This is a genomic window from Haliscomenobacter sp., from assembly GCF_965225875.1.
Lineage (GTDB): Bacteria > Bacteroidota > Bacteroidia > Chitinophagales > Saprospiraceae > Haliscomenobacter.
Genome location: NZ_CBDDBS010000003.1, coordinates 56,917 through 83,524, shown reverse-complemented (window position 1 = coordinate 83,524; position 26,608 = coordinate 56,917). Strand labels below are relative to the sequence as shown.

Sequence of the window (26,608 nt, the reverse complement as noted above, 5' to 3'; positions counted from 1 at the left end):
TTGAGATCGTGCATATGCTCATTTTTATTTCTTATTTCCATTCTTCCAAAGCGACTAATACCTGATTACTTATACACCTTTCCATCCTTCATCACAAAAACCACCTCTTCCAACTCGCTGATGTCCGTGATTGGGTTTCCCTTCACTGCAATTATATCTGCAAAACGCCCCACTTCAATGGCTCCTATGAAGCTGTTGCCAATTAACTCAGCAGGGTTAAGGGTTGCAGCACGCAATACTTCAATAGCACTCATTCCAGAGGCTACATATGTTTTATACATTCCGGCACTCATTTGACCCCGGGTCTTGCTTGGATATTCATAATACAGATCTGAACCAATGGCGATCCGCACCCCAGCTTTGAGGGCTCTTTTGATTCTTTCCTGATATTTTGGCACACCAGCTGCATCAGTTGGAACCAAAAAAATATTCTTTTTGGCCATTAGGTTTAGGACCGTTTCCGAAACGGTATAGGCGTGTTCAATAGAACTCACTCCAGCCTCAACCGCGGTCATTGCAGGGCCATCCCCATCCGTGGCATGCACGGCTACGGGCAAGTTGGCCCGTTTCGCCTCCTCTACAATCACTTTCATTTCCTCTAAGGACAGTCTGCGGGAACCCGAATTGGCGATAACCTTTATACAATCGGCACCATCATAAATCGCCTGTCGTACAGCCTTCCGGGCTTCTTCTACACCACTTATTTGCACATACTCCTGGTTTAACAACTGTTGAGCCTCTGGTGTCACCGCCTGGAATTGACCACCCACCGGAGAAATCGCCCTGGTGGAAACAAACATTCGTGGCCCAGGCACATCACCATTGTTAATGGCATCTCTCAAGGCGATGTCGGCGTTGATGCTGGAATTTCCCAAATCGCGTACAGTGGTAAAGCCAGCTTCCAACATTTCTCGGGCTAACCTTACCCCCAATAATGCTCTTTTGGCCGGCCCGAGCTGAATCATTTCCAGTAGCCTGTTCGAGTTGTCGTCGCCATATCTGGTGTAATATTGGTGCAACAGGTGGGTATGCGCATCAATTAGACCTGGCAAAAGGGTGACATCGCCCAGAGCAATAACTTGTACCGTGTCTGAGATTTTGAGCCTGGAGCCTACTCCGGTAATTTTATTTTTTTCAATAAATACAACTACATCTGGAATTTCCTGGCCGGAACGGACGTCAATCATCCTTTTTGCAGTTACAGCGATTCTGTTTGTGGGTTTTTGATTTTGAGCATTTGCTACTACAAGTAAAAGTAAAATGAATGCAGTGGTTAAGGATGCTGTTTTTAGTGGCATTGAAATAAGTTTTTATTCACCCTACAGGAAATTTTTGTTTTCTAGAAGCAAAATGCCCAATAGTGTAGTTTGTATCAACGTTTCTGCAACAATTGAACAATCGCCGCATTGCCCGCCTTTTGAGCCACCGAAGCAGCTGTCATACCGGTGCTGGTTTTGGCATTGGCGTCCGCTCCTGCTGCCAGTAATAGTTTAATGATCGTTTCATTACCCCGCTCTGCCGCTTCCATAAGTGGCGTCCAGCCCTGGGTATTGTACTCGGGCTTTAGTACCGAGTTGGGGTCGTTAGGGTTAATGGCGTAGGCAGCTTTCCAATCATAATTGGCTGGAATTTCCAATTTCGCCTTGCCAATGGTTATATTGGCGTTGGCCCGGTTTTCCAGTAAAATTCTGACGCTTTCCGCAGCATTTTCCTCTACGGCAATCATCAAAGGTGTGGAGCCTTGATAAAAGGTAAGGTTGGTCGGTTTGTTGCGGTTGCCGTAGGAGCTTATAGAGCGATAGGTGCAATGAGCTTCAAGGTCGGCTTTTTTTGCCAATAAAAACTGAATCACTTCAGGTTGGTTTTCTCTGGCTGCAAACGCAAGTGCAGTCCATCCTTCCTTGTTTTTTGCATTGACCTCAGCACCTACGCTCAGCAGGTATTGTACCACCTGTTCCTGCCCTTCCTCAGACGCTGCCATGAGAGGCGTCGTTCCATTTTCATCAGGAGCATTTACATTTGCTCCTGCGTCTTTCAATTGGCGCACTACGGGCAAGGCTCCTTCTTCACTGGCATTTACCAGGATGCTCGCGTTCCCATTTAGTTGTTTGGCGCCTTCTTTGGTGTTCAACAGGATTTTCACCACTTCTCCCGCATTTTCCCGGGCGGCGAAATCCAAGGCAGAATTTCCATTTTCATCCAACAAAGCCAAATCTGCCCCTTTTCCCAGTAAAAAGCGTACGACCTCGGTTTGGCGCTCACCTGCAGCGTAGGAAAGTGCTGTGCGGCCTTGTTTATCTTGTTGATTGACTTTAGCACCTTTTTCTACCAGGAACTGAACCACACTCAATTGGCCTTCTTCTGCCGCGTACATCAAGGGAGTACGACCGTGTTCATCCACCTGGCCAAGGTCCGCATTCATGCCCAGCAGCATTTTTACCACTTCGAGTTGACCTTCTTCGGCAGCTGCATGCAAGGGAGGCTGCCCCTCGGTAATGGTTGAGAGTTTTGCCCCTTTGTCGATGAGCAATTGCAGGATTTGAGCATGGCCTTCTGAAGCGGCCATTTTAAGGGGTGAGACTCCATTGTTGATTTTTAAATGGGCATCTGCACCGGCATTGAGCAGCACTTTGGCCGTAGCGTAAGCCCCTTCATCGGCGGCTTCAGTCAGGGCGGTCCAACCTTGTGCGTTCACAAAATTGACCTTCGCACCTTTGTCAATGAGCAACTGAGCTATTTCGGGTTGGTCTTCGCTGGCGGCCATCATTAGTGGTGTAAAGCCGTTATCATCCAATCCATTCACATCCGCGCCTTTTTCCAAAAAATGCTTGACCAGCTTTAAATTGCCGTCGTTGATGGCTTCCATGAATAATTCAAATTCTGGATCAGCCGCCGACGTACTTCGGTTTTTTTGATCTGCTATCACTGTAGATTGGCCTGATTTTGGCTTTTGATCAAAGTTTTCAGTACTGGCAACTTTGCTCTCACGGCCATTGATATCTACTTTTATCCAATTGGAAGTATACGGAGAATAGGCGCTGGCAATTACGGCAATGACCAGTGTCAGTCCCAAAATAGAGGCAGTTGTAATCCCTTCACTAAAGGAAGCTTTGGTTAGAGAATTGGACAACAGCCGGGTGATCCTGGCTTTAAAACTTTTGCGATTCGATGGGTTCGCTCCTTGATACCCCATCGCTACGGATGATTTATTCATTTGTGTTTCAGTTAGGTGAAGTAATGTTTTGGCATATCCGATGGGCTGTTTGGTCATCCGAACAGCTAAATCATCACAACTGTGTTCTCGTTCTTCCTCGATTCGAGCCGACATCCACCACAGTCCAGGATGATAAAAGAATAAGGTAAGCAAGAGGCGTTGCAGCAAATTGGCCAAAAAATCGTTCCGCTTTACGTGGGCAAGCTCATGCGCGAGAATGGCATAAATTTGGGTATCATCAAGGGTTTTAAAAAGGCCAGCTGGGAAAAGCACCACCGGGCGCAACCAGCCAAAGGCCATGGGAGAATCGACACGATAGGATAAAAAATATTGTACGACCCGGTGCAAGTCCAGCTGTTGTTCCAATTCCCGCAATTTGTCTTGCCAACTGGCCGGAAAATGTGCAACTCCGTATACCTTCAGGCGTTGCACGTAGGCCAATTGCCCCAACAATCTCAAAAACAAGACCATCACGCCCAGCAACCAAAGGGTCACAATCAAGGGTAGATTTTCATTGTAGTAGTTAACCATGCGCTCCTGGAAGGAAATTGTTATTCTGCTGTCTCCTTGCTCCTGGGCTAGTTCAGTTTGCACTTTAGCCGCTAGATCTTTACCAATATTGTTTTTAGGTTCAACCTGCTTTTGAAAATGGAGTATGGCCAACTCTGGACTGGTGCTACTTCTGTACAAATTGACGAAGGTAAAAACCGTGGTTATAAAAAATCCGAACAACAAACCAACGGCTACTACATACCGTGCTTCTGCACTGTAACGCCGCAAGGCGATCAAAGTAACCGCCAGCAAACAGGCAAATAATGCTCCCTGCCACAGCGTATGAATGAGCGTCCAGCCCAGGGCGTAAATCATTTCGGGAGAGAAGATGTGCTCGATCATTCCTCGGTTTTTTGATTGTTTTCAATCGTTTGGATAAGGTTCTTTAGTTCGTCGATGTCTTCCTTGGTTGTTGTAAGGTTACCAAGGGCACGCATTACCAGGCTTTTGGCAGAACCACCAAAACGTTGTAGAAAGCTGTCCAACAGTTTGTCCTGGGTACTTTCCTGGCTTAGGATCGCCGCATAAATGTGCTTTCGTCCTAGCGATGATTGTCTTTCTACCATGCCCTTTTCGAGCATGACCTGCATCGTTTTAAGGACAGTGGTATAAATGATGGGTTCTTCGCTGTTTGCAGTCAGCGCTTCGTGTACCTCTTTAACCGTCAGAGGCCCTCTCTCCCAAAGCAACTGTAAAACAGCAAGTTGAGATGGATGTGGTAGTGGATTTTCTAAACTCATAAGATATTACGATTGTAATCGTAGCAAATGTACGATTACAATCGTAATAATGCAAGAGCTACTACGATTACAATCGTAATATTTTTTTTGCCTGGCCATGTTGTACTCTTACTTGAACTTGTCATTTTAATCTTTGCAGGATATATTTGTAGGCGTACTTAAATGAAATCAAAATGGCCCACTCTAATATCTTTCGAAGATACCTCATTATTGCTGTTGTAATCGCTGCAGTAATTGGTGCATTTTCAACCCTTGGAGGGCTTTATCTGATCAATAGATTGGGTGTACAAAAGGAAACCTCAACGAAAGAAATACCGGATGGACAACCGGATCTCAGTTCTACCAGTAAAGTCCCTCTAAGTTCTACTGAAGAGGTAAGCCAAACCGACACTGCATCCTCTGGCAATGAAGTCTTTTGGAAGCAGAAAGAGGGCCATTACTTTATGTACCATGAGGGCAAGAGAATAGATGAATTCACCAATAGCGCCTGGTCGGGTAAGGATTTGCTGGTTTTCGATCAAAAAACTAAAAGAACTTACCTTTTTGAAGATTTTGAAAATCGAAACGACAACAAGTTAAGGCTTGCGAAAGACCTGGGGCTGGAAAAAGCTTACTGGAAGCAAAGAGGCAACAAGTATTACATGTATTATGAAGGGAATAGAGTCGATGAATACACCACCAGCTCTTGGTCAGACAGTGATTTGCTGGTTTACGACCAGAAAAATAAAAAAACTTTCCTTTTGGAAAATTTTGAAAAGCTGGATGACAATGTCTTGAGGGGGGCCAAGGAAATGAAAAAGTGAAGGTCAAAAGAAATTTTATGCTTTCGCTGATTTGACTCGTTTTTATTTTCGTCCCATTCAAACTTCTGCACCCCAGGTTGTTTTGGTTTTTAATCTACATTTCCTCGATCCATTTTTAAAAAACACGAACAGTCACCCATAGTTAGGAGTTGAAATAGAATACATTTAAACTTCTAATTATGAAAACCAAACATCACTCCTTCTTACTGTTTATACTCCTTATCTGTTGGTTTACCCCGGAATCTGCCCAAGCCCAAAATCAAGTTTTACAAGGTCGTATCGTTGATGAAAAAACCAATGAGCCACTTCCCTTTGCCAGTGTGTATTACAACAACTCCACGATGGGATCTCAGAGTGATGTAAACGGCTACTTTAGTTTGCCTTTTTTGGGGCTGAATGTTGAACTCGTGGTTTCTTATGTAGGCTATGAAACCTTGAAATATCCGATCACCCAGGCTTTAGACGATCGGACTTTGCTGTTTAAATTGTCTCCAATCGTCAAAAACATTAAGGAATTCGCTATAAGTGCCCCTCGTAGTGAAACCTGGTACAAGAATCTGGACATGTTTATCAGTCATGTCATTGGGGGCAGCCATTTTGCGGAAGATTGCGAAATTTTGAATCCAGAAGTTCTGCAATTTTTTTACGACACCACCACCTTGGTCATGAGCGCCCGTGCCAGCGATTTGCTCAAAATTGAAAACAAGGCCTTTGGCTACATGATCACTTATGCCCTGATTGAGTATCGCTACAATGTACTTAACCGCGAATTCATCATCAGTGGATATCCTTATTTTACGCCAATGATAGGTACCCGAGCTAAGCATATACGCTGGGACAGGAACCGTCGGATGGCCTACGAAGGCTCCTTGCTGCATTTTATCCGCACCTTACATCAGGATAGCCTGGCTCGTGCTGTATTTGAAGTGCGCAGCGTCAAACGGCTGCCTGACACTACCTATCAGGATGAAGAGAAAATAATTACTGCGCGCAATGCGCTCAAACGAATGCCCTATTACCAGGCAGTTAATAAAAACAGTCCACATCAACGCCTGTTGATGCGGGCTGAGCGGGATCAGTATATTGAAAAAATTGAGCCGGCCTTACTGCCCCTAAAGGCTTATACAAGTCCCAGCTCCTCAAAATTATCCTTGCGCTTTAAGGACTATCTAATGGTGTCTTTTGAAAAAGCACATCCCTATCGGGCCGAGCAGAAAGTTACAGTGAATACTTATGTGCAGCTGCTAGAACCAGAGGCAAAACTGGATCATATTGGGCTTATCCTGGAACCTGGGCACGTACACTTTGAGGGCTACTGGGCTTCCCAGCTTTTAGGTGACATGTTGCCGTTCGACTATGTACCTTTTATTCCCTAGTGACCCGAGCATGAAGTAATGAATCTGCTATTGTGTCATTGTTTAGATTTCCTAAAAAACAAGAGCGGCACCCAACCGTAGTTAAATGCCGCTCTGTTCTTTTATTCTGTATGCACTAAGGCTTACACCATTTCACGAGAGTACTTTTTTCTCCCGCCTGGCTTTTTACCTGCATAACTATCTCCCTTTGGGGAGCCGTATTCTTTTTTTCTTGGTGGGCCCGATTTGTAGCCACCGCCACCGTTGTTGTTGTTGCCTCTTGGGCCATTGTAGCCACCACCATTGCCACCGCGGAACTCACGTTGTTCGCCACCTTCTCTGGCTGGGCGTCTTTCACGTTCAGCGTTCAGGTTGGGGATTTCAACTGCGTTTACGTTTGGCATGGCCATTTTCACCAGGGCCATCGCCAACTGGCGGCTGTCCAAACCATTGGCTTTGCAGAAATCGCGGGCCATGATTTCATAAGACTCCAGATCACCTTCAGCAATCGTTTCGAGTACTTTTTCCCACAATTTGGCTTGCTGTTGCTTTGCCAAATCCTGTACCGTAGGTACGTTGCGGCGTTCGATGCGTACTTTGCTGAAATCTTCGATGTCGCGCAGGCGGTAACGGTCGTTGCGGCCAGTCACGAAACTGAAAGATTTGCCCAATTTTCCAGCACGACCAGTACGGCCAATGCGGTGTACATAGTACTCAGCGTCGTAAGGTAGGTCGTAGTTGAACACCCCATCTACTGCACTCACGTCGATGCCACGGGCAGCTACATCGGTAGCAACCAGTACATTTACGGAACCAGCCCGGAAAGCAGTCAATACCGCGTTGCGTTGGTTTTGGTTCAAATCGCCGTGGATCGCCTTGGCACTGATGCCTAGTACGTTGAGCCCTTCGGTCAGATCGTCAACCGTTTTTTTCATGTTGGCGAAAACGATCACGCGCTGCAAATCGTAGTATTCGATCAAACGAGCAATCACTGGTTCTTTCGCCTGAACAGGAATATCGTAGTAAATTTGGTCAATCGAGGCGTTGGTCAGTTCTTCCTTCACCACTTTGATGTGCACCGGGCTGTTTTGGAAACGGCGCGCGATGTCCATGATTGGTTTAGGCATGGTCGCTGAAAACAACACCGTTTGGCGGCTTACTGGCATTTGAGCCAGAATGCTTTCGATGTCTTCGCGGAAACCCATGTTCAACATTTCATCGGCTTCGTCCAGTACCACCATTTCGATGGTTTCCAGGCGCAAAGTTTTGCGCTTCAAGTGATCCATCACCCGGCCAGGTGTACCAACTACTACCTGTGGGCCACTTTTCAGCTCTTTCAATTGGCGCTGGATTGAATCACCGCCATAGATTGTGGAGATGAACAAACCTTTTTTGTACTTGGCCAATTTGCGCAGCTCTTCAGCTACTTGTACCGCCAATTCGCGGGTTGGGCACAATACAATTGCGGCTACCTCACGAGAGCTACAATCGATGGATTCCAAAAGAGGAATACCAAAGGCTGCGGTTTTGCCCGTACCCGTTTGAGCCTGACCAATCAGGTCTTTCCCATTGAGCAAGTGAGGAATGGCTTCAGATTGGATAGGCGTAGCCGTAGCAAAGCCCATGTCATTGATCGCGCTTTGCACTTCCTGGCTCAGTGCCAGTTCAGAAAAATTCAATTGTTTCATTAAGTTGTGTTACTGTCCGGGGCGCACTATCCGTGATTCTCTAAGTTGTCGCGCGACCCATTGGACATATTATGCCTGTTGAATTTGCAGGCTATTGGTAGGCTAATTGTACAGGAGACAAAAAGTTACACTAAGCCCTAAAGGCGGCGCAAAAGTACAACTGTTTTTTGGATTTGCAAATTTATTTTTTCAAAATTCTTTTTTATTTACTTTCTGGTCTTTGATTGGGTTAGTAAATTGATAATGTTGTAAAATCTCACCTGAAAACTCCTTTTGGGGACCCTAAAAAGATCATTTTTTATTGCACTTTGGACACTGGTATTCTGATCATCTCTGTACTTCATCCACAGCGCATTTTTAAAGTTCAAATCAGGTGAAAATCTCAGCCCATAGATCGTACTCGATCTGACATAATATAGATTACTTTCCAATATCGACAGATAAAGTGGTTCTATTTGTGCAGCATAAGGAATACGTTCCAATATGAAGTTGATGGCTCCAATTGCTACCTCCTGAATGTCTTTTCTGGAATCTGGTTTAGCCAAACCTAAGAGAAGATCAATGTAATCCTTGCGCTTTTGTTCAAATCCAACCATACCCAGGACCCGAATGGCGGCTCTGGCTACTTCTCGATCCGAGTCTTGGGCCAGTTTCCAATAACACTCAGTGAAGCGGGGTGTGGTGAACGGTTTGAAATCAATTTTTGTTCGCTTATTCAGATATCTCGCTTCTCCATAAAATTCAATCTTTAACCTTTGGTGAAATTCTTGGATGGTCAACAATGCCATTTCCCGGACCCCGGTAGCCTCATGATTTAATAACTGATACAATTCATCAACTTTTAAATAAGTTTCATTTTGTCTAGCTATTATAGGTACACTGTGAACAACACTACTTACTCTTTGCTTAGATAAAATGCGTACAGCAACATCCAGGAGATCTTCCGAGTCTGGAAGGAGTTCTGGGGTAATACAATTGCGCAAAACATAAAATACTGCAGATGCGGAATCAGGCTCCGCTGCCACAAAATGAGGCATCATGATCTTTAATATCTCGCCTTGTTTAACCCCCATTTCAATCAGAATTCTCGCTGCGTAATAGGCATGCTGGCTATGGTTTTGATGAATGATCTCAAAGCCGATTTCTGTTGTACGCACACAAGGGTGATGCATAAGCACTTCCATCAGGCGATCTGAAGCACTACCCATCACTCCCTTTTTTTGTTCATAGAATTTTACTACTGCCTCAAAAATATCTTTATCACCAGATCCAAAAATAGCCAATGCACTAAGAATGCCATCCAGGTATTCGAAGCAAGCAGGGTTATCAAGTTCTTCCAGCAAAAATTCCTTGATCATGCTGGTCCGTATACGTTTGTATGCAATTTGGTTGAAAATACCGTATTGGGCGTCTTTATTCAACAAGGGAGTGATTGCTGGTAAAAAGTCACTGGCAACATCAAAAAACCTAGTCCCAAAACTACTTAAGTATTCGTCATTATCCCTTGAGTTGAGGTTTTTAAAAATCTGGATTATGGCCTCCCACGCATCAATCCAGTAAGATGACTGCGCATTGTTTTTGTTGGTTCCGAAGACACTAATGGCCTTCATTGCAGGATTATAAATTGATGGGTCATAGGGCAAAGTTGCCCAAGTCAAACTCTTGGCCTGCAAACGCTGCTGAATCTCAGTGGCCAAAGGAAGCATATCTACTTCCGGTAAACTTAATTTATGTGCCAAATACAGCGGCACCAGATACTTAAACAAACGGACATATGCCCGAATCTTCCTGTTGAGCAGATCACGAGAATCTCCCAGAATCAGTTTCTGCGCAACGGGAGGTAAATCATAAACTACAGGTACAGCTTGGAACACGTGCCCTGTCTCATCCACAGTAAGCAAATAGTCCAGCGTTCGACCGTCAATGGTGACTTGAACGGGGTATTGGAAAGGAATAAATGAATCAAGGGTTTGCATGAGAAAAGTATTCATTTAGGAGGATTTGGCCTCCAGATTCTACTAATGGTGATTATAATCCTACGCAATAGCAAACGTAACCCACGCAGGGGTCTTCTGCGTAAATCTGCCGCAGCTTTGCGAACGTGATGATATGAATGATCTTTGTATTTACTCCATAAGTCTGTTTTTAAGGCCCGATTAGGCGAAAACCGCAGCCCAATGAGCGCATAACCCCAATCATAATAATCACTGTTTTCCAATACATCCAAATAAAAGGGTTCGATCTGGTGTGGATAAGGAATACGATTCAATATTAAATTAATGGCCTCTATTACGGTAATTTTGATATTGTTGTCATCAGTATTAAGGCCAATATCTAGCAAATAATCAATGTAATCCGCCCTTTTGTGCATAAACCCGATTTTACCTACTAAAGTTATCGCTCTCCACGCTACATTCCCCTCGGGATCAGCAGTTAAATTCCAATATCGATCGATCATATGGGGTGCCAAAAAATCGAAAAAATGGTCATTGCTTTTGTCGAAATAACCATTGATGATGCCAAGGATGCCAAAGCGGACATGTTGGTTTTCATGTTCTAACAAGTCATACAAACGATTGCTTATGAAATGAACCCCGGTTTTGGCGGCGATGGCTGGCATATGGTTAACACTATACGATTTCTCATAAGCGCTGAGTTCCTTCACATATACGTCTAGTACTTCAGTGGCACTGGGCAAATATTCACTAGCAATGTGCTCCTCAAAAATGGCAAAGGCTACACGAGAAAGATCTGGGTTTCCGGATTGAAAATTTGGCAGTAGCAGTGCTACAATTTCTTCTTGTTTTACCCCCATGGCCATCAATATTTCCGCTGCGTCGACCGAAGATTGCCATTGGTTTAAATGAAGGATGTTATAACATATTTCTTTGGTTCGCGGAAGTGGATAATGTTTGAGGAAGCTCAAAACGGACCAAGAATTGCTACCTTCTCCAAAATTTTTTTCAATTCGTTTGTAAAAATTTAATACTGCCTCATAAATGGATAAATCTGCTGGATCGTATTTTTCTAAAGTAAATATGATGCTACTTGCATAAGGATTACTGAAAGGTTCATTAAGCTCTTTCAACAAGTAGTTTTTTAGTGATTCAGATTGGACATGCCGTAAATTGGCATAAAATTCATTCTGAAAACCAAGTTGGAAAAAAGGGGTAATAGCTGGAAAAAAATCGGCCGCCAGTTTAACATGGTGGAGCCCAAGAAATCGGACTTCGTCCTGAGGCCGTCCGTCTTGGTTTTCAATAATGAACACCAATTTCTCCCAACGTGCTTTCAATGCTGAAGATGCAGTGCCTTTCCCATACACCTCTAATATTTCTCTGGTCAATGAAAAGGGAACTGACTGTAGGGGCAATTCGGCCCACTGCAAGCCTCTGTTTTTTAACCGTTGTTTTATTTCTTCAACCAGAGGATGCAATTGCTCTTGGTAATCAGGTAGTTTACCCGCCAATACAAGCGGCACAAGGTATTTGAGCAAACCCGCATAAGCCCGTATTTTTCGCTCCAACTGCCCATCCGTTTCACCCAATATCAATTTTTGAGCCGTCAATGGCAGCTCAAAAACAGTAGGAATAGCATCAAACACCTGGCCCATTTCATCCACAGTAAGCAAATAGTCCAACGTTCGACCATCAATGGTGACTTGAACGGGGAATTGGAATGGCTTGAAATTGCTGGCGGCAATCATAATCTTCAATGATTCAGATCAATAAACACAACTGCATCCCCTCCCCAGGGTGGGTTCGGTGGCCTACAGGATGATTGCAAAACATCATACCCAATGATACCAAATACCACCGGAATCGCATAACGTTCGTATGGATAGGGTGTATATCCATCGGTCAATACCAGAATGGCATCTGGACTGGGATTCAGGCCAAGGGATGCTTCTATGCCCCGGATCATATTGGTTCCGCCCCCTCCAGGCAGCTGCAACAACCTGCGCAAGTCCGCTGCTGAGCGCAAAAGAATGGGTTCGAAACTTTCAGCATCACAAGGAATAAGATTAACCTGTTGGTGTACCTGTCGCAAGATACCATACAATTCAGCGACAGCTTGCTCCAATGGCTGGCCGGACATACTCCCGGAGGTATCTACCACTACAGCGAGCTGATGGCTCTGGGAACCAGTCAGACTTGGCAATACAATCGGTGCAAAAATACTGGCACGACGATTGGGCTGAAGGTAGGAATAGTCGATGCGGCTACCCATGCCCACCGCTATGGCAGTCGCGAGTCGTTTGCGTAAAATTTGTCGCCAATCCACTTTTGGCTCCAAGGTGTGCTCTACCCACATTTCCCAGCCTCCTGGCAAACGGCCTGGCATGTGTTGCCTCATTTGTCGGGCTACGTCCCGTTTAATAATGGTCCTGCCTATTTCTGGTATCGTCTGCCTCCCAGCATCCAAACCTTCCCAGGGGCGGGAATGCCCGTGCACAGCACTCCCATCATCCCAACTTTCGCTCATTTCTTTTTCCATTGCCTCTTGTTTGTAATACCACTCCGCAGTTTTACCTACTGGCAATTGATAATCTTGAGGTAACAAGGGTGGGAATAAAGTGGGATGTCGGGTTCCTGGCCAATCGCTGTCGTTGATTTCCAGGTCAGCTGCACAATTCCAGCGAACAGGCTCTGCCCCAAGGTTGGAGGCTCGAGCTGAATGGTCCCGCAAAACATGGCAGATTTCATGAATCCAAATAAAGGCCAACTCCTCCAAGGCCCGTTTGCGCTCGCTGGTACTGTTGAGCATAAGTTGTACAGCATCTGGATTCCAATAAACATTGTAGTGAATATCGATGGCTGCGACCGGCACCAGGGGCGTCACGATCATCCTGCACCGAAATAAAGCAGGAGCAAACCAGGGCAGGTGTTTAACTGCATAGGCTCTGGCCAGCCGCAAATCGGCCTCTACTTGTGTTACTTTAGGTGAGGACATCGATGAATTCTACTAAACCCTCATCCGTAAAGAGTTGGGTAATTTTGTTCATGTAATCAGTGTATCGGTTGGGCGCTTCTATGCGTGCCTGGGTGATGACTTTGGTTAAAAAACCTGCTTTTGCCAAGCGTTGTAAACTGACAAAAACGACATCACGCTTGCCATCTCGTGTTAGTTGTTGAGTCAGGTTCAAAAAAGTATCGGCATAAGTTAAAAAATTGGCCTTTTCTCCAGGGTCTTGCAGCACCCTTTCCATGCCATTAAAAAGCACAAATATTTCGCCATCGTTAAATTCACTCAATTTAATCTGGATTTGTTTGCTCAATACAGCTTTTGGGTCGGGTTGTTTCAAGGAATTAAGGTACTCCGCCAGGGCGATTGCAATGCCTTCACCCAGGCAGCCCATCATCAGTTCCAGGTTGGGTGGCAGGCCCAATACTTCACAACTTGCCAATAAATGAATGACATACTCCCAACTACGCGGACTGGCGTAACCTCGATTTTCTTTACCGGGATCACCGTGAAGGGCGTCGGGCGAAATTTTCAAAAAAGCAGCTATTTTATCTTTCCAGGCAGGTAATACTTTTTGATGTAAAACGGGGTCTACCTCTGGAAGCACTGCATTTTGCCACCCTTCAGCCAAGGCCCGAACAAATAAATCAGCAGCAATATCCCAATCCAGATGAACGAAGCGGTTGCGCATCGGAGGGCTCAATTCCCAACCTCCCACCATCAAGTCCGGTGGGTTGGCTGCTGCCACAATACGAACATGCTCAGGCAATGGTTTAAATCCAACCCGGCGTTCAAAAATCACCCTTAACAAAGCCGCTTGTACCGAAGGTGGACAAGTACTGAGTTCATCAAGGAACAAAATCCCATTTGGGTGATCCACGAAAGAATCGATCCAGGAAGGTGCCACATAATGAACTCCACCTTGTTCATAAATAGGCAGACCCGAAAAATCTGTAGGATCATGAATGGAGGCAATGATGGTCAATACTTTCCAATCATCCGAGGCCAAACCCTCAATAAAGCTGGACTTGCCAACTCCAGGCCGCCCCCAAAGCAAAACCGGGATACCAATCAAACCTTTTGGTCCAGGCGTATTCAAGGCAATTAAAAGGGATTGAGCTCCACTAGGCAAAGTTGTCATAAAACAAAAATTTAGCGCGCTAAAGGTAGAAAAACGAATGAAGAAGCTGGTAGCATTGTGTTTGTTAAATACTGAAAAAAATAAGCTTTTATCCTCGTTTTTGCATTTCTTTTATGTCCTTAAAGCGTCTTGGTCTCAAAAAAAACCGTATCTTTGCCTACCATTTTTTTTTGCTCAAAAGCATTTTTTAAAATCACATTTTGCATGCCTCTAGATCAGCGCATAATTCCCGTAAACATTGAAGACGAAATGAAGTCTGCCTACATCGATTATTCGATGTCGGTGATCGTTTCACGTGCTTTGCCAGATGTTCGGGATGGCCTTAAACCCGTGCAACGCCGGGTCATGTACGGGATGTCCGAACTGGGTGTCACCTACAACAAAGCGCACAAAAAATCAGCCCGTATTGTAGGGGAAGTACTCGGTAAGTACCACCCCCACGGTGACACTTCTGTGTACGATACCATGGTGCGGATGGCCCAGGATTGGTCCTTGCGTTACCCTTTGATCGACCCCCAGGGGAACTTTGGCAACATTGACGGTGATGGCCCAGCGGCCATGCGTTATACCGAAGCCCGGATGCGGAAGATCACGGATGAGATGTTGGCGGACATTGACAAGGAAACCGTAGATTTTGCCAACAACTTTGACGATACCCTTCAGGAACCCACCGTGATGCCGACTCGTTTCCCCAATCTTTTGGTGAACGGTGCTACGGGTATTGCGGTCGGGATGGCCACCAACATGATGCCACACAACCTCAGCGAAGTCATCGACGGGGTCATTGCTACCATTGACGATCCAGAGATCACTATTGATGACCTGATGAAGTACATCCTGGCACCCGATTTCCCTACTGGGGGCATCATTTATGGCATGTCGGGCATTCGGGATGGTTTCCGTACTGGTCGTGGCCGGGTTGTTTTACGGGGTAAGGTGGAAATTGAAACCACCCGCACCGGCAAAGAGCAGATCATCATTACTGAAGTACCTTATCAGGTCAATATTTCTTCCCTCGAAGAAAAAATTGCCGAGCTGGTCAATGACAAGCGCATCGACGGCATTTCCGCTATTTCCAATGAATCCAACCGTGAGGGGATTCGGGTTGTAGTGGAGGTTAAACGCGACGCCATCGCCAAGGTGGTGCTCAGCCAACTCTACAAATACACTCCGCTGCAAAGTTCTTACGGCATCAACAACGTGGCTCTGGTGGATGGGCGTCCTTATACGCTCAACATCAAGGACATGATTGAGGAGTTCATCAAGTTCCGTTTGGAAGTGGTGATTCGCCGCACCCGTTTTGATTTGCGCAAAGCGGAAGAACGCGCCCATATCCTGGAAGGTCTGCTGATTGCCTTGGATCACCTGGATGCAGTCATCGCCCTGATTCGCGCATCACGTACAGTGGATGAAGCACGGGATGGCTTAATGAGCAGTTTTGGGCTCTCCGAAATTCAGTCCAAGGCCATTCTCGACATGCGTTTGCAGCGTCTGACTGGCCTGGAACGCGATAAAGTGCGCAACGAATACGAGGAGATTAAAAAGCTGATCGATTATTTGAATTCGATCTTGGACAGCGATGAACTGCGTCGTTCGATCATTAAGGAGGAGCTGACCGAAATCAAAGCTAACTTTGGCGACGCCCGCCGTACGGCCATTGAAGCTGCCGACGGCGAAATCAACATGGAGGACATGATCAAGGAAGAAGAAGTGGTGATCACCATTTCCCACCTTGGTTACATCAAACGTACTCCCGTTTCTGAATTCCGTCAGCAAAGCCGTGGTGGAAGAGGCTCACGGGGTAGTAAAACCCGTGACGAAGACTTCATCGAGCACATGTTCGTGACAAATACTCACCACTACCTGCTGTTGTTTACTTCCGCAGGACGTTGCTATTGGTTAAAAGGTTACGAAATTCCCGAAGCAGCGAAAAATGCGACGGGTCGAGCCATCCAGAATATTTTGGCGATCCCGAAAGAAGATAAGGTCAAAGCCTTCATCATCATTGAAAGTTTGGTAGACAAGGAGTTTGTGGACAACCACTTCATTATGTTCTGTACTGAACACGGGGTAATCAAAAAAACACCGGTCGAAGCTTTCTCCCGCCCACGCGCCGGAGGCATCAATGCCATCACGATCAACGAAGGTGACCATTTGCTGGAAGCCCGCCTGACCAGTGGCAGCCACGAAGTATTCCTGGCCAGTCGCCGGGGTTATGCCGTACGCTTCAACGAATCTGCCGTACGCTCCATGGGCCGTAGTGCTGCCGGGGTACGGGGCATGACTTTATCCGATGAGGATCAGGATGCCGTAGTAGGTATGGTTTGTATCGCTCCCGATGACAAGGAATCGACCATTCTGGTGGTATCCGAAAAAGGCAATGGCAAACGTTCCGAAGTGGATGAATACCGCCTGACCAACCGGGGTGGCAAAGGGGTTAAAACCATGCAGGTTACAGATAAAACCGGAAATCTGGTGGCGATCAAGTCTGTAAAGGACGAAGATGACCTCATGATCACCAATCGCTCTGGCATCATCATTCGGATGGCTGTTAACGAAATGCGGGTAATGGGCCGCGCCACTCAAGGTGTAAGGGTCATCCGTTTGGACGACGACGACGACATTGCAGATGTAACTGTGGTCAAACATGAAAACGGCGAAGAAGGTGAAGAAGGTGAAGTGCTTGAAACCGTAGTAACCGAATAAGCTCCAATGGTGGGATTTCAGGGTATTAGTCAGTAAATACTGGAACTCTGGAATCCTGAAACCATGGAAATACCTTTAAGTTTTTGTTAAATATCCCTACATTAGCTCAATCAACCGTTCCATGGGGGAACATTTGCGTCATAACAGTGACTTTATTCAATCAAAATCATCTTTAACATGAAAAAACAGTTTTTCCTGGCTCTGTCATTCCTACTGGTCCTCTCTACGGTAAATGCACAGGACTATAAAGATGCAAAAAAAGCTTACAATACTTTCACGCTGGATGCTTTTAACAACAAGCCCAAACTGAAAGAAGCCAAAGAAGCCATCGACAAAGCAATGGGTACTGCCGAAAACCAGGCCATTTTGGATGCCTGGGTAACCAAAGGCAAAATTTACAATGAAATTGCTTCCCAAGTGCTCCAAATCAAATCCACTGGTTTGGGTAAACTGGAAGAACTGCCTCAGGCTGAAGCTCCAGCAATTGAGGCCTACACTGCTTACACCAAAGCCTTACCATTGGTGACCAAAAAGTTTGAAACCAAAGATATTCTTGCAGGCTTACAAGCCGTACAGGGTAATTTGGACAACTTTGGTCGGATGGCTTTTGAAGATCAAAAGTACAAACTGGCTTATGAAAACTTCAACTACCTGCTCGCCTCTCATGAGGACCTGAAAAAGAATGCAACCAAAAGTATTCTGGAAACTGAAGATTCATACAACTACGCCGTTTTCCTGACTGCAACTGCTGCACAGTTGGCAGAGAAAAATGATGTAGCCAAGCCATTGTTGGAGAAATTGTATGCAGCCAAATACGACAAGGCAGCCATTTACGAAAGTTTGTATACGCTGAACGCCGAAAAAGACGTAAATGCAGCCTACAAATACCTCGAAGAAGGTCGCCAACGCTACCCTGACGAAATCAGCCTGCTTTTCGCCGACATCAACCACCACCTGAAATTGGGTAAACTAGATGTGTTGATTGACAAACTGAAAGCAGCCATTGCCAAAGAACCAAACAACGTTTCTTTGTACACCGTTTTGGGCAGTGTTTTTGACAACCTGTACCAAAAAATGGATGCAGGTGGTGATAAAGCAAAAGGAGAAGAATACTTCAACGCAGCGCTGGATTATTACAACCAGGCTTTGGCAAAAGACCCTAAAAACGTTGATGCGGTATACAGTGTGGGTGCATTGTACTACAACAAAGCTGCGGTAACCACGCAAAAAATGAACACTTTGGAAAACGATTATTCCAAAGAAGGTTTGAAGAAATACAAGGAAATGAAGGATGAAGTGTTTGCCCAGTTTGAAAAGGCACTGCCATTTTTCAAACGCGCTGAAGCACTGGATCCAAACGATACCAACACCTTGATTGCCTTGAAAGAAATCCACGCTAAGAAAAACGATTTGGAGGCTTCCAAAGAGTTTAAGCGTCGTCTGGATGTAATCCAAGGCGGAGGTAAGAATGAAAAATCTTACTACCAGCAGTAAGCAACGATTTTCGGAATCCTGCCTGAAAAAGGGTGGGATTCCGAAAACCTCAAACACTCACCCCTGATTTTCATTTCTTTTTGCCTCTGCTTCTCCATCCTCTCTCTATTTTTTCTGCAATACTTTTTGGGATTATATTTGTTGAATAAGTGCATTCTTGCTTATTTAGCCTAAACCAAAATGTATTGTATGAAAGCCCTCTCCTTTATTCTCCTTCTTTTTTGCAATCTGGCCTTTACACCTTCTGCGGTATTCGCACAAAAAAAGGCAAAAGTAGCCGTCGTTACAGATCCCTTCAAGGACATTGAAACCTACATAGAAAAAGCCCGCAATGACTGGCAGGTTCCAGGAATTGGGTTAGCTGTGGTACGCAATGGTCAGGTCATTTACGCTAAGGGTTTTGGGTATAAAGATGTAGCGCAAAAAACACCGGTTTCTGCTAACACACAGTTTGCAATCGGCTCTTGCACCAAAGCGTTTACCTCCTTCGGTGTGTGCCAATTGGCTCAGGATGGCAAATTGAATTTGGGCAGCCCACTTAAGACTTATCTCCCCGACTTCAAACTTCAAGACGAATATGCAGGTGAAAAGTTGACGCCCATTGATATGCTCAGCCATGTATCGGGCTTGCCTCGCCATGATTTGGTCTGGTATGGTTCGACCCGCAACCGGGAGGAATTGTATCAAGCCATTCGTTTGTTTGAACCCACGGTGAGTTTTCGGCAACAGTGGCAGTACAACAACTTTATGTTCATGACTGCCGGTTATTTGATCGAAAAATTGTCGGGTCAACCCTGGGAGGCTTATACCAAAGCCAAAATACTGGGCCCTTTGGGCATGAAGGAAAGTAATTTTTCGGTGAAGGACATGCAAAAAAGCGCCGACTATGCCCTACCCTATGGTTGGGAAGACAAACCGATGGGCAAGGTTAAAAAACTGGATTTCCGCAACATCGATGCCATGGGCCCAGCAGGTTCCATCAATTCCAGCCCCAATGAAATGGCCAAATGGGTGACCATGTTGCTGCGTAATGGCAAGTATGAAGGGCAAACCTTATTGTCGCCAGAGCTGCACAAGGAGTTGTTTAAACCGCGCAGCATTGTCTCCACTGAACTGGATTCCAGCTATTACTCTTTTCACAATTTATACGGTATGGGTTGGTTCATCACGGATTACCGGGGGCACCTTCGCCATGAACACGGTGGGAATATCGATGGTTTTTCAGCTAACGTAGCGCTTTATCCGCGGGATTCTTTGGGCATCATCGTTTTGACCAACATGAATGGAACGGGGCTACCCGGAGTGGTGCGCAATTATGTTGCCGACAAGTTGCTGGGCTTATCCATGGTGGATTGGAGCGACAAACAACTGACTGCCCTCAAAAAAGCGCTTAAAGCAGGTGAAGAAGCCGCCCAAAAAGTTCAAGACAGCCGCAAAAAAGGCACCAAACCCAGCCACCCAATGGCTGATTACGTTGGCAAATACAAAAATGAAGCTTACGGCATTTTTGAAATCATTGCCAGTGGGGATACTTTAACTGGAAAATTCAATGAAATTGAGCTTGGAATCAGCCACTACCACTACGACATTTTTTCAGCGACATTGGAAAAGGCCAACGATCAATCCATCAATTTTGCCGTATTGAGCAATTTGCGGGGCGACGTTGAAGCGCTGGAGATTGAGTTACAGGCAGGGGTGAAACCCATCCGTTTCGAAAGGTTCAATGAAGCTTTAAAAACGACCCAAAATGACTTGCAAAAATTTGTTGGAGAATATGATTTGATGGGTACTCCGATAAAATGCTTCCTGAAAGGCGATGTTTTATATGTCAATGTGCCTGGGCAAACTGATTACGAACTAGTGCCAGTTGCCCCCCTCAAATTCGATCTGAAAATCGCCAAAGGTTACCAACTTGTTTTTGCGGAGGAAAATGGTAAAATTGTAAGTGCTACTTTTGATCAGCCGAATGGGAAGTTTACGGCAAAGCGGAAGTAGTTGTTTTTTGGCCACGAAGGCACCAAGACACAAAGGAGAAAAGAGAAACTCGCTTCGTGTCTTGGTGCCTTTGTGGCTAAAAAAAGCACCTGCCTATCGTCCCAACCATCCCTTAAACGCCTCCACCTTTTCCCGACTGATCAACACATCCTCCTTGTCCGGGGGCTCATTCAGCAGTACTTTCAGTCGACTATTGGTGTAGCTAGCCACCGATTTAATGGCCCCAATCGAGATGATGTACTTGCGGTTGATGCGGTAAAAATTGGTTGGATCGAGTACATCTTCCAATTGCTCCAAGGTATAGTCAATCAGGTATTTGCGGCCATTCTGATGCCGCAGCCAGACAATTTTGTTTTCGCTGTACAAGTAGTCGATTTCAGCGCTATTGATGCTGTGCAAGTGATCCCCTATTTTAACCATGAAGCGGGTTTTATAGGTTGGCTGACGGATTTGGCTGCTCATTTGTTGCATCAGTAAGCGCATCATTTCAGCATCGGGAATTGGCACAATCGATGGGGAATCAGCCTTTAACAAACGCCATTTTTCCAGCGCCTTTTGCAGGTCGGTCAGCTCAAAAGGTTTCAGCAAATAATCAATGCTGTTGACTTTAAAGGCGCGTAGGGCATACTCATCGTAGGCAGTAGTGAAAATGATCGGACAAGTGATGGTACATTGTTCAAAAATGGAAAAACTCAGTCCATCTGCCAATTGAATGTCGAAAAAAGCTAGATCAGGGCGGTCATTTTCGCTGAACCAACTTACTGCTTCCCGCACCGAGTCCAAAACGGCCAGTACCTCCACATCTTTTTCAATGCGTTGCAAAGCCTGGATCAATCCTTCGGCAGCCAGCTCTTCGTCTTCAACAATTACTACTCTCATGCGTGGATCAAAGGGATTTTAACGGTAAAAAGACCAGCTTCTTCGGTGGTAATTACAGGGTGATCACTCAAAAACTTGTAGCGTGCACTGATGTTCTCCAAGCCTACACCGGTGGATTCTCCCACGTTCAATTTGGCTTGCAATTTGTTGCGCACTACCACATAGTCCTCATTTTCCAAAAAGACTTCAATCGACAATGGATGGGATTTGGAAGCTTCATTGTGTTTCAAAGCATTCTCAACCAACATTTGTAAAGTCAGTGGTGCCAATTTTTTACCCTCAATTTGGCTCAATGCCGGATCAATCTCAATCTTCAAACTCTCTCCAAAGCGAATTTTCATCAAAAATACATAAGCTTCCAGCTGTTTCAACTCTTCTTCCAGGGAGACCACTTCCTTTTCCCGGCTGTCGAGTACGTAGCGATATACATTGGCCAATTGTTTGATGAAACGTTCAGCCAGGTCTGCGTCTTTGTGTACCAAAGTAGCCAGTACATTGAAATTGTTGAATAAAAAATGGGGATTGACCTGGTTCTTAAGGGCTTCGTAACGCGCCGCCATTTGTTCTTTTTTCAGCTGTTCTGCCTCAATCAGGGTTTCTTTCCAGGCCAACAAAAAGCCTCGTCCGTGCATAAAAGCTGAGACCAGGACGGTGATGATCAATGTGACGAAAAATGATCCGTGTACAATTTCATGCTTGAGTCCATCCCAGCTGAACACCCAGGGGTACAACACGCTGGATAGCCACACCAAAATCAGCCAGGCTACAAAAGTGTAAACAATTGTAGCCAGCACCGTGACGATCAAGCGTGTTGTGGAATTTTTTGTCCAGGGAAAATGAATACTCAGGGCATCGGCCAAATAGGAGTTTCCACTCCACATCAATACGCTTCCCGTGCCGTTCATGATCCATTGCCGAAAAAAAACCCACAGGCTCCTTTCATCGTCAAAAAGTAATTCCAGGCCGCTGAGGAAGCCGCCAAGGATGATGAAGACCAAGATGAATTCTTTGAGGTATTTCACGATTGAGGAGTTGAGAAGTTGAGGAGTTGAGAAGTTGAGGAGTTGAGGAGTTGAGAAGTTGAGGCTACCGCAGCGACTTAGACAGTGTTGACATCTAAGTCGCTGCGGTAGCCTCAACTTCTCAACTTCTCAACTTCTCAACTCCTAATTTATCTTTTCACTTTCTCCGCCAGTTCCCCAGCCTCTTCCGCACCCCAGGTCGGATGGAATGGAGACGCTGGTTTAAACGCTGCATAAGCCGCTACTGCCTTTTGTAAATCGGGCGAAGCCTTGGCCGGGCCGCCACCAAAAAACTCGGGCATATTGAGCGTGAAATTGCCCCGAAGATAATAAACTCTGGGATTGGCGGGATTTAAAGACTCGGCTTTTCCCAGGGTGGCAAAAATTTTCCCGCTCATTTCAGCCCCTTTGGTCATGGGGTCTTCCAACAATTGGAGCTGATAGGCAAAGGCTTCCAGGGCTACCAATTCTGATTCGTTTGGAGCAATTTTTTGACCGGCCTGGATTTCACTCAAGGCCGTTTTGGCCAATGCCTGCGCCTCGGCCATGTTGCTTTCCATGATGCTGTATCCAGCCCACAGGTGGGTGAGTGCAGCGTAGTATTGGGGCAACCACTCGGCTGCCTCGGCGCTGGCAATGCGGGAAAAGGTATTGGCGGTGTTTTTTAGGTCTTCAGGCCCTTTGGCTGCCGACATCTGGCCAAGCGCTTTACCCATGGCCATTTGGAATTTTTCGTTTTGGCCGCTCAGGCTAGTGATGCAAAGGGAAAAGGTGATTAGAAAAAATGCGAGATTTTTCATGGTGATATGGTTTTTCAATTGATTGATTTTTTTCAAGGGCACCCACATAGGGTTGCCCCTACAGGTCATCATTATTGCCCTGGTTTTTCACGAATTTTTCCCCAATGGTCATGATCAAACCCAGGAAAATGAATCGTTTGGCTGGGGGTAAAACCGGCGAACCCGAAAAACGCCCCTGCTCATCCGGCGTACTGGCAAAACGATAACCCGATACCTGCCGAAAACCGGGAACATTATTGGCGGCCAGGTAAACCACAGTGAAATTGTCCTTGAAATTGGTGATGTAAGACACGGTCACACTCAAGTCCTGAAATACCGGTGTTCGGCTACCATTGAACACCGAGTTATTCGGATCATTGTAAGGTCGCCCCGATTGGAAGGCGTATGTAGTGCTCAACATGGTGTTCAACTCATGGATCCAATGTTTGTAAACTACCGCAAAATTGTGCTTGGCCGCAAAATAAGGCGTGGCCTGTACCGGAAAATCCCGGTAATTGCGCTCCGTATCCAAAAAACTATACGACACGTAATAATCGCCATTTTTGATGCTTTTGGAGTCCCGCCAAAACAAATCGATGCCCCGGGCATAGCCGTAGCCTGTATTTTGGGGCAATTCCGCAGTTGTTTTGAGCAAATTGTGGTAGTTTTTGTAATAGCCTTCCACCCGAAACACGTAGCCTTCCACCTGTTTTTGATAGGTCAATATGTAGTGGTCGGCCTGTTCAAATCCTACCGCGGTGCTACGGCGCATTTGAGTATGCTCGGGAGTTTGGTAAAACTGGCCAAAGGAAAAAGCCAATTGTTCTCCTTTGCCTAAAATGTAGGCAGTGGACAAGCGGGGGGCCACATTGCCTCGCCCCAGCAGGCTGGAATGTTCTGCCCGAACGCCCACTCTGGCCAGCCATTTTTCGCTAAACTTGAGGTCACTTTCAGCAAAAGCGGCCAGGTAATTGTCCTTATGCAGGGTTTTGAAGGTTTCGCCTGAGGTGTAATTTTCATCAAAAACGCTCCAAATGTGTTCGGCGCCAAATTTGAGTTTAACCGCTTCGCTGTAGGATTTGGTTAAGGTGAAGCGGGTTTGAGCTGATTGTTGCAGAGTACTGAGTTGAAAGTTTTGGCGGATTTTATCGCGGTTCCAGGTATAGGCGCTACCAACAAAGAGTGTCCAATCTTTAAATACCACATCGCGGTAAGAGGTGTTGAGGTACAGGTTTTCGCTGCTCAGTTTGAGGGGCATTTTTTGCTTTTCATCACCGTCCACCGCCACGTTCATGTTGAAGCCATTGCTCAACCCGGTGGCGTAAAATTTGAAGATGCCCGTTGAACTGGTTTTGGTTTTAAAATTGAGTTCGACATTACCCGATTCTGGTGCTTGTTTCCAGTCGAAATTCTGTTTGATCAGTTTAAAATAGGGACTGAGGTTGCTATAGGTACCGCTGGCACTCAAAGAGCTTTTGCCCCAGCTTTTTTGTTGGGATAGGCCGCCGCCCACTGACAGCAATTGAATTCCGGTGGTGTTTTGAGTTGCTACATCGCTGCTGTTGAGTATCAGGGCCGAAGACAAAGCCTGGCCGTATTCCGCCGAATAGCCCCCCGAACTGAACATCATGCCCTTGAACATAAAGGGCGAAAAACGATTGCGGGCAGGTAGGTTTCCAGTGGTGCTGTTGTAGGCGTTTTGGACATATAGGCCGTCAATCAGGGTGCGGGTTTCATAGGCCGCGCCACCCCGCACCAAGAGTTGTCCACTTTCCTGATTGCGCACTGTTCCGGGCAAGGTCAGCATCGCTCCGGTGATGTCGGCCACTGCGCCCGCGGTCAGGGCAATGTCGACCGATTTGAGGACGACACTTTTTTTGGTATCGCTGGCTTCAAATACCCCTGCTACGATGGTCACCGCATTGAGTTCGTTGACGGTTTCTTTGAGTTTGAGGTTGAACTCCAGATTTTGACCATTCAACTCCAGTGGCATACTGAGGGTATCAAAACCGATGTAAGTGATTTGTAAAACCTGTTTCCCCTTTTCCTCAGTGCTGAAACTGAATTGGCCATCAAGATCGGAAGAAGCGCCATCGTAAGTGCCCAGCAGGACAATGTTGGCACCGATGATGTTTTCACCCGTGCTGCTTTTAACGGAGCCCTTGATGGTGATACTTTGAGCTTGCACCAACAAACAAAATAGACCAAATACGACACTGAGTAATCCCTTTTTCATGGCAGTAGGTTCAACGAACTTGGGTTGAACGCTACAAAGATGCAGGGTGAGCTGTTATCTTGAAAAAATAATGAACTGAAGTGTAGAAGGAGTCAACTGAGCTGTGGGAACTCGGGAGTGAAGCAATACTAGTCGGAATTTTGCACATAGGACATAAATTGCCCCTGGCTAATGAAGTTTTTTGAAATAAACGATCTTTTGTAGCTGCCAGCATTTTTCAATTTCAGGCTCATTTAGGGACGCTTTATTTTAAAAACTTCATCAGCTTGAAAGATAATCGAAAACCTCCAGGCTTTAGCCTGAATAATGGTTGAATAGCCCCTGGCTTTAGCCTGGGGTTAGAGGAATGCCATCAAATTCGGGCTTTAGCCCAATATTCATAAAGCCAAAATCTTGGGCTAAAGCCCACAAGAGAGCGATTGCCATAGTCCCCAGGCTAATGGAGTTTTTAGAAATAAACGGTCTTTTGGAACTGCCAGCTTTTCTCAATTTCTGGCTCATTTAGGAACGCTATATTTCAAAAACTCCATCAGCATTGAAAATAATCGAAAACCTCCAGGCTTCAGCCTGAATAATGATTGAATAGCCCCTGGCTTTAGCCTGGGGTTGGCGTAATGCCCCCCGATCTGGGCTTTAGCCCAATATTCATAAGGCATTTAAAGAGTTGGGCTAATGAAGTTTTTCGTAAAAAACGATCTTTGAAATATTGGTAACTTAGCATCAAAAAGAGGAGAGATGAGAATCTATCTAACCTTGAGCGAAGGGGAAAAAGAAGCCTTGGAAGGCCTCTTGAAACGTTCACCCAAGCCCTATCTTCGAGAGCGAGCGAGTGCCATTTTACAAATTGCGTCTGGTTCCTTTGGCAACGAAGTTGCAAACAAAGGCTTACTGCGACGTCGGCGCAAGAACACGGTCTATGACTGGGTGGTTCGCTACAAAGCAGGAGGCATCAAAGGCTTAGAACAAAAGGCAGGCCGCGGTCGTAAGCCTGGGTTTTCCCCCTCTAAGCCCCCCACAACTACAAACCCAGGTTGAGTTG

At 45.8% G+C, this 26,608-nt stretch carries 18 protein-coding genes; 6 read left to right on the top strand and 12 right to left on the bottom strand.

All coding sequences use genetic code 11. The annotated features are described in order from the left end of the window. Positions 1 to 65 precede the first annotated feature (65 nt). The 3 genes from ACO08K_RS20800 to ACO08K_RS20790 form a co-directional block, all read right to left on the bottom strand. Positions 66 to 1,187: an amidohydrolase family protein gene (locus tag ACO08K_RS20800; protein ID WP_421798392.1), complete on the bottom strand. Its 1,122-nt coding sequence runs from the start codon at positions 1,185 to 1,187 to the stop codon at positions 66 to 68. Between the two features lie 185 nt (positions 1,188 to 1,372). Continuing rightward, positions 1,373 to 4,108, bottom strand: coding sequence for an ankyrin repeat domain-containing protein (locus ACO08K_RS20795; protein ID WP_421798391.1), 2,736 nt, complete (start codon positions 4,106 to 4,108; stop codon positions 1,373 to 1,375). Then, positions 4,105 to 4,506: a BlaI/MecI/CopY family transcriptional regulator gene (locus ACO08K_RS20790; protein WP_421798390.1), complete on the bottom strand. Its 402-nt coding sequence runs from the start codon at positions 4,504 to 4,506 to the stop codon at positions 4,105 to 4,107. Before ACO08K_RS20790 ends, ACO08K_RS20795 begins: the two co-directional genes overlap by 4 nt. A gap of 173 nt (positions 4,507 to 4,679) precedes the next feature. Between ACO08K_RS20790 and ACO08K_RS20785 the strand changes: the two genes are divergently transcribed. Both ACO08K_RS20785 and ACO08K_RS20780 read left to right on the top strand, forming a co-directional pair. After that, positions 4,680 to 5,309 carry a hypothetical protein gene (locus ACO08K_RS20785; protein WP_421798389.1) on the top strand — a complete coding sequence of 210 codons (630 nt, stop codon included), beginning with the start codon at positions 4,680 to 4,682 and terminating at the stop codon, positions 5,307 to 5,309. Between the two features lie 179 nt (positions 5,310 to 5,488). Further along, entirely contained in the window at positions 5,489 to 6,685 is a 1,197-nt protein-coding gene (locus ACO08K_RS20780; protein ID WP_421798388.1) for a carboxypeptidase-like regulatory domain-containing protein, read from the top strand. A gap of 122 nt (positions 6,686 to 6,807) precedes the next feature. Here the strand turns inward: ACO08K_RS20780 and ACO08K_RS20775 are convergent, their stop codons facing one another. From ACO08K_RS20775 to ACO08K_RS20755, 5 genes are all read right to left on the bottom strand, one after another. Beyond that, complete coding sequence (locus ACO08K_RS20775; protein ID WP_421798387.1) at positions 6,808 to 8,352, bottom strand: DEAD/DEAH box helicase; 1,545 nt, start codon at positions 8,350 to 8,352, stop codon at positions 6,808 to 6,810. A gap of 206 nt (positions 8,353 to 8,558) precedes the next feature. Further along, positions 8,559 to 10,343, bottom strand: a complete 1,785-nt coding sequence (locus ACO08K_RS20770; protein ID WP_421798386.1) for a HEAT repeat domain-containing protein — start codon at positions 10,341 to 10,343, stop codon at positions 8,559 to 8,561. Then, complete coding sequence (locus tag ACO08K_RS20765) at positions 10,340 to 12,058, bottom strand: hypothetical protein (RefSeq protein ID WP_421798385.1); 1,719 nt, start codon at positions 12,056 to 12,058, stop codon at positions 10,340 to 10,342. Before ACO08K_RS20765 ends, ACO08K_RS20770 begins: the two co-directional genes overlap by 4 nt. A 5-nt stretch (positions 12,059 to 12,063) precedes the next feature. Continuing rightward, positions 12,064 to 13,305, bottom strand: coding sequence for a DUF2201 family putative metallopeptidase (locus ACO08K_RS20760; RefSeq protein WP_421798384.1), 1,242 nt, complete (start codon positions 13,303 to 13,305; stop codon positions 12,064 to 12,066). Beyond that, a complete protein-coding gene (locus ACO08K_RS20755; RefSeq protein WP_421798383.1) occupies positions 13,292 to 14,458 on the bottom strand; it encodes an AAA family ATPase in 1,167 nt (388 codons plus the stop codon). The genes ACO08K_RS20760 and ACO08K_RS20755 overlap by 14 nt, the downstream gene beginning before the upstream one ends. Positions 14,459 to 14,662: 204 nt before the next feature. Between ACO08K_RS20755 and gyrA the strand changes: the two genes are divergently transcribed. The 3 genes from gyrA to ACO08K_RS20740 all read left to right on the top strand — a co-directional run bounded on the left by gyrA (position 14,663) and on the right by ACO08K_RS20740 (position 20,653). Beyond that, positions 14,663 to 17,164 carry a DNA gyrase subunit A gene (gyrA, locus tag ACO08K_RS20750; protein ID WP_421798382.1) on the top strand — a complete coding sequence of 834 codons (2,502 nt, stop codon included), beginning with the start codon at positions 14,663 to 14,665 and terminating at the stop codon, positions 17,162 to 17,164. Between the two features lie 177 nt (positions 17,165 to 17,341). Continuing rightward, a complete protein-coding gene (locus ACO08K_RS20745) occupies positions 17,342 to 18,658 on the top strand; it encodes a hypothetical protein (RefSeq protein ID WP_421798381.1) in 1,317 nt (438 codons plus the stop codon). Positions 18,659 to 18,847: 189 nt separating this feature from the next. Next, positions 18,848 to 20,653, top strand: coding sequence for a serine hydrolase (locus ACO08K_RS20740; RefSeq protein ID WP_421798380.1), 1,806 nt, complete (start codon positions 18,848 to 18,850; stop codon positions 20,651 to 20,653). A gap of 93 nt (positions 20,654 to 20,746) precedes the next feature. Here ACO08K_RS20740 and ACO08K_RS20735 read toward each other — a convergent pair whose 3' ends face one another. From ACO08K_RS20735 to ACO08K_RS20720, 4 genes are all read right to left on the bottom strand, one after another. Next, the gene (locus tag ACO08K_RS20735) at positions 20,747 to 21,532 is read right to left on the bottom strand and encodes a LytR/AlgR family response regulator transcription factor (RefSeq protein ID WP_421798379.1); all 786 of its coding nucleotides are present in this window, start codon (positions 21,530 to 21,532) and stop codon (positions 20,747 to 20,749) included. Next, positions 21,529 to 22,554, bottom strand: a complete 1,026-nt coding sequence (locus tag ACO08K_RS20730; protein ID WP_421798378.1) for a sensor histidine kinase — start codon at positions 22,552 to 22,554, stop codon at positions 21,529 to 21,531. The genes ACO08K_RS20735 and ACO08K_RS20730 overlap by 4 nt, the downstream gene beginning before the upstream one ends. A 149-nt stretch (positions 22,555 to 22,703) precedes the next feature. Further along, complete coding sequence (locus tag ACO08K_RS20725; RefSeq protein ID WP_421798377.1) at positions 22,704 to 23,354, bottom strand: hypothetical protein; 651 nt, start codon at positions 23,352 to 23,354, stop codon at positions 22,704 to 22,706. Positions 23,355 to 23,412: 58 nt separating this feature from the next. Then, positions 23,413 to 25,569 carry a TonB-dependent receptor gene (locus ACO08K_RS20720; RefSeq protein ID WP_421798376.1) on the bottom strand — a complete coding sequence of 719 codons (2,157 nt, stop codon included), beginning with the start codon at positions 25,567 to 25,569 and terminating at the stop codon, positions 23,413 to 23,415. A 735-nt stretch (positions 25,570 to 26,304) separates the two neighbouring features. Between ACO08K_RS20720 and ACO08K_RS20715 the strand changes: the two genes are divergently transcribed. Continuing rightward, complete coding sequence (locus tag ACO08K_RS20715) at positions 26,305 to 26,604, top strand: hypothetical protein (RefSeq protein ID WP_421795433.1); 300 nt, start codon at positions 26,305 to 26,307, stop codon at positions 26,602 to 26,604. Positions 26,605 to 26,608: the final 4 nt, after the last annotated feature.

What these genes read in the sequence shown, in the direction of transcription:
- ACO08K_RS20800 (WP_421798392.1), bottom strand. Translation starts at nt 1,187, where the DNA reads ATGATTGACGTCCGTTCCGGCCAGGAAATTCCAGATGTAGTTGTATTT.
- ACO08K_RS20795 (WP_421798391.1), bottom strand. Translation starts at nt 4,108, where the DNA reads ATGATCGAGCACATCTTCTCTCCCGAAATGATTTACGCCCTGGGCTGG.
- ACO08K_RS20790 (WP_421798390.1), bottom strand. Translation starts at nt 4,506, where the DNA reads ATGAGTTTAGAAAATCCACTACCACATCCATCTCAACTTGCTGTTTTA.
- ACO08K_RS20785 (WP_421798389.1), top strand. Translation starts at nt 4,680, where the DNA reads ATGGCCCACTCTAATATCTTTCGAAGATACCTCATTATTGCTGTTGTA.
- ACO08K_RS20780 (WP_421798388.1), top strand. Translation starts at nt 5,489, where the DNA reads ATGAAAACCAAACATCACTCCTTCTTACTGTTTATACTCCTTATCTGT.
- ACO08K_RS20775 (WP_421798387.1), bottom strand. Translation starts at nt 8,352, where the DNA reads ATGAAACAATTGAATTTTTCTGAACTGGCACTGAGCCAGGAAGTGCAA.
- ACO08K_RS20770 (WP_421798386.1), bottom strand. Translation starts at nt 10,343, where the DNA reads ATGAATACTTTTCTCATGCAAACCCTTGATTCATTTATTCCTTTCCAA.
- ACO08K_RS20765 (WP_421798385.1), bottom strand. Translation starts at nt 12,058, where the DNA reads ATGATTGCCGCCAGCAATTTCAAGCCATTCCAATTCCCCGTTCAAGTC.
- ACO08K_RS20760 (WP_421798384.1), bottom strand. Translation starts at nt 13,305, where the DNA reads ATGTCCTCACCTAAAGTAACACAAGTAGAGGCCGATTTGCGGCTGGCC.
- ACO08K_RS20755 (WP_421798383.1), bottom strand. Translation starts at nt 14,458, where the DNA reads ATGACAACTTTGCCTAGTGGAGCTCAATCCCTTTTAATTGCCTTGAAT.
- gyrA (WP_421798382.1), top strand. Translation starts at nt 14,663, where the DNA reads ATGCCTCTAGATCAGCGCATAATTCCCGTAAACATTGAAGACGAAATG.
- ACO08K_RS20745 (WP_421798381.1), top strand. Translation starts at nt 17,342, where the DNA reads ATGAAAAAACAGTTTTTCCTGGCTCTGTCATTCCTACTGGTCCTCTCT.
- ACO08K_RS20740 (WP_421798380.1), top strand. Translation starts at nt 18,848, where the DNA reads ATGAAAGCCCTCTCCTTTATTCTCCTTCTTTTTTGCAATCTGGCCTTT.
- ACO08K_RS20735 (WP_421798379.1), bottom strand. Translation starts at nt 21,532, where the DNA reads ATGAGAGTAGTAATTGTTGAAGACGAAGAGCTGGCTGCCGAAGGATTG.
- ACO08K_RS20725 (WP_421798377.1), bottom strand. Translation starts at nt 23,354, where the DNA reads ATGAAAAATCTCGCATTTTTTCTAATCACCTTTTCCCTTTGCATCACT.
- ACO08K_RS20720 (WP_421798376.1), bottom strand. Translation starts at nt 25,569, where the DNA reads ATGAAAAAGGGATTACTCAGTGTCGTATTTGGTCTATTTTGTTTGTTG.
- ACO08K_RS20715 (WP_421795433.1), top strand. Translation starts at nt 26,305, where the DNA reads ATGAGAATCTATCTAACCTTGAGCGAAGGGGAAAAAGAAGCCTTGGAA.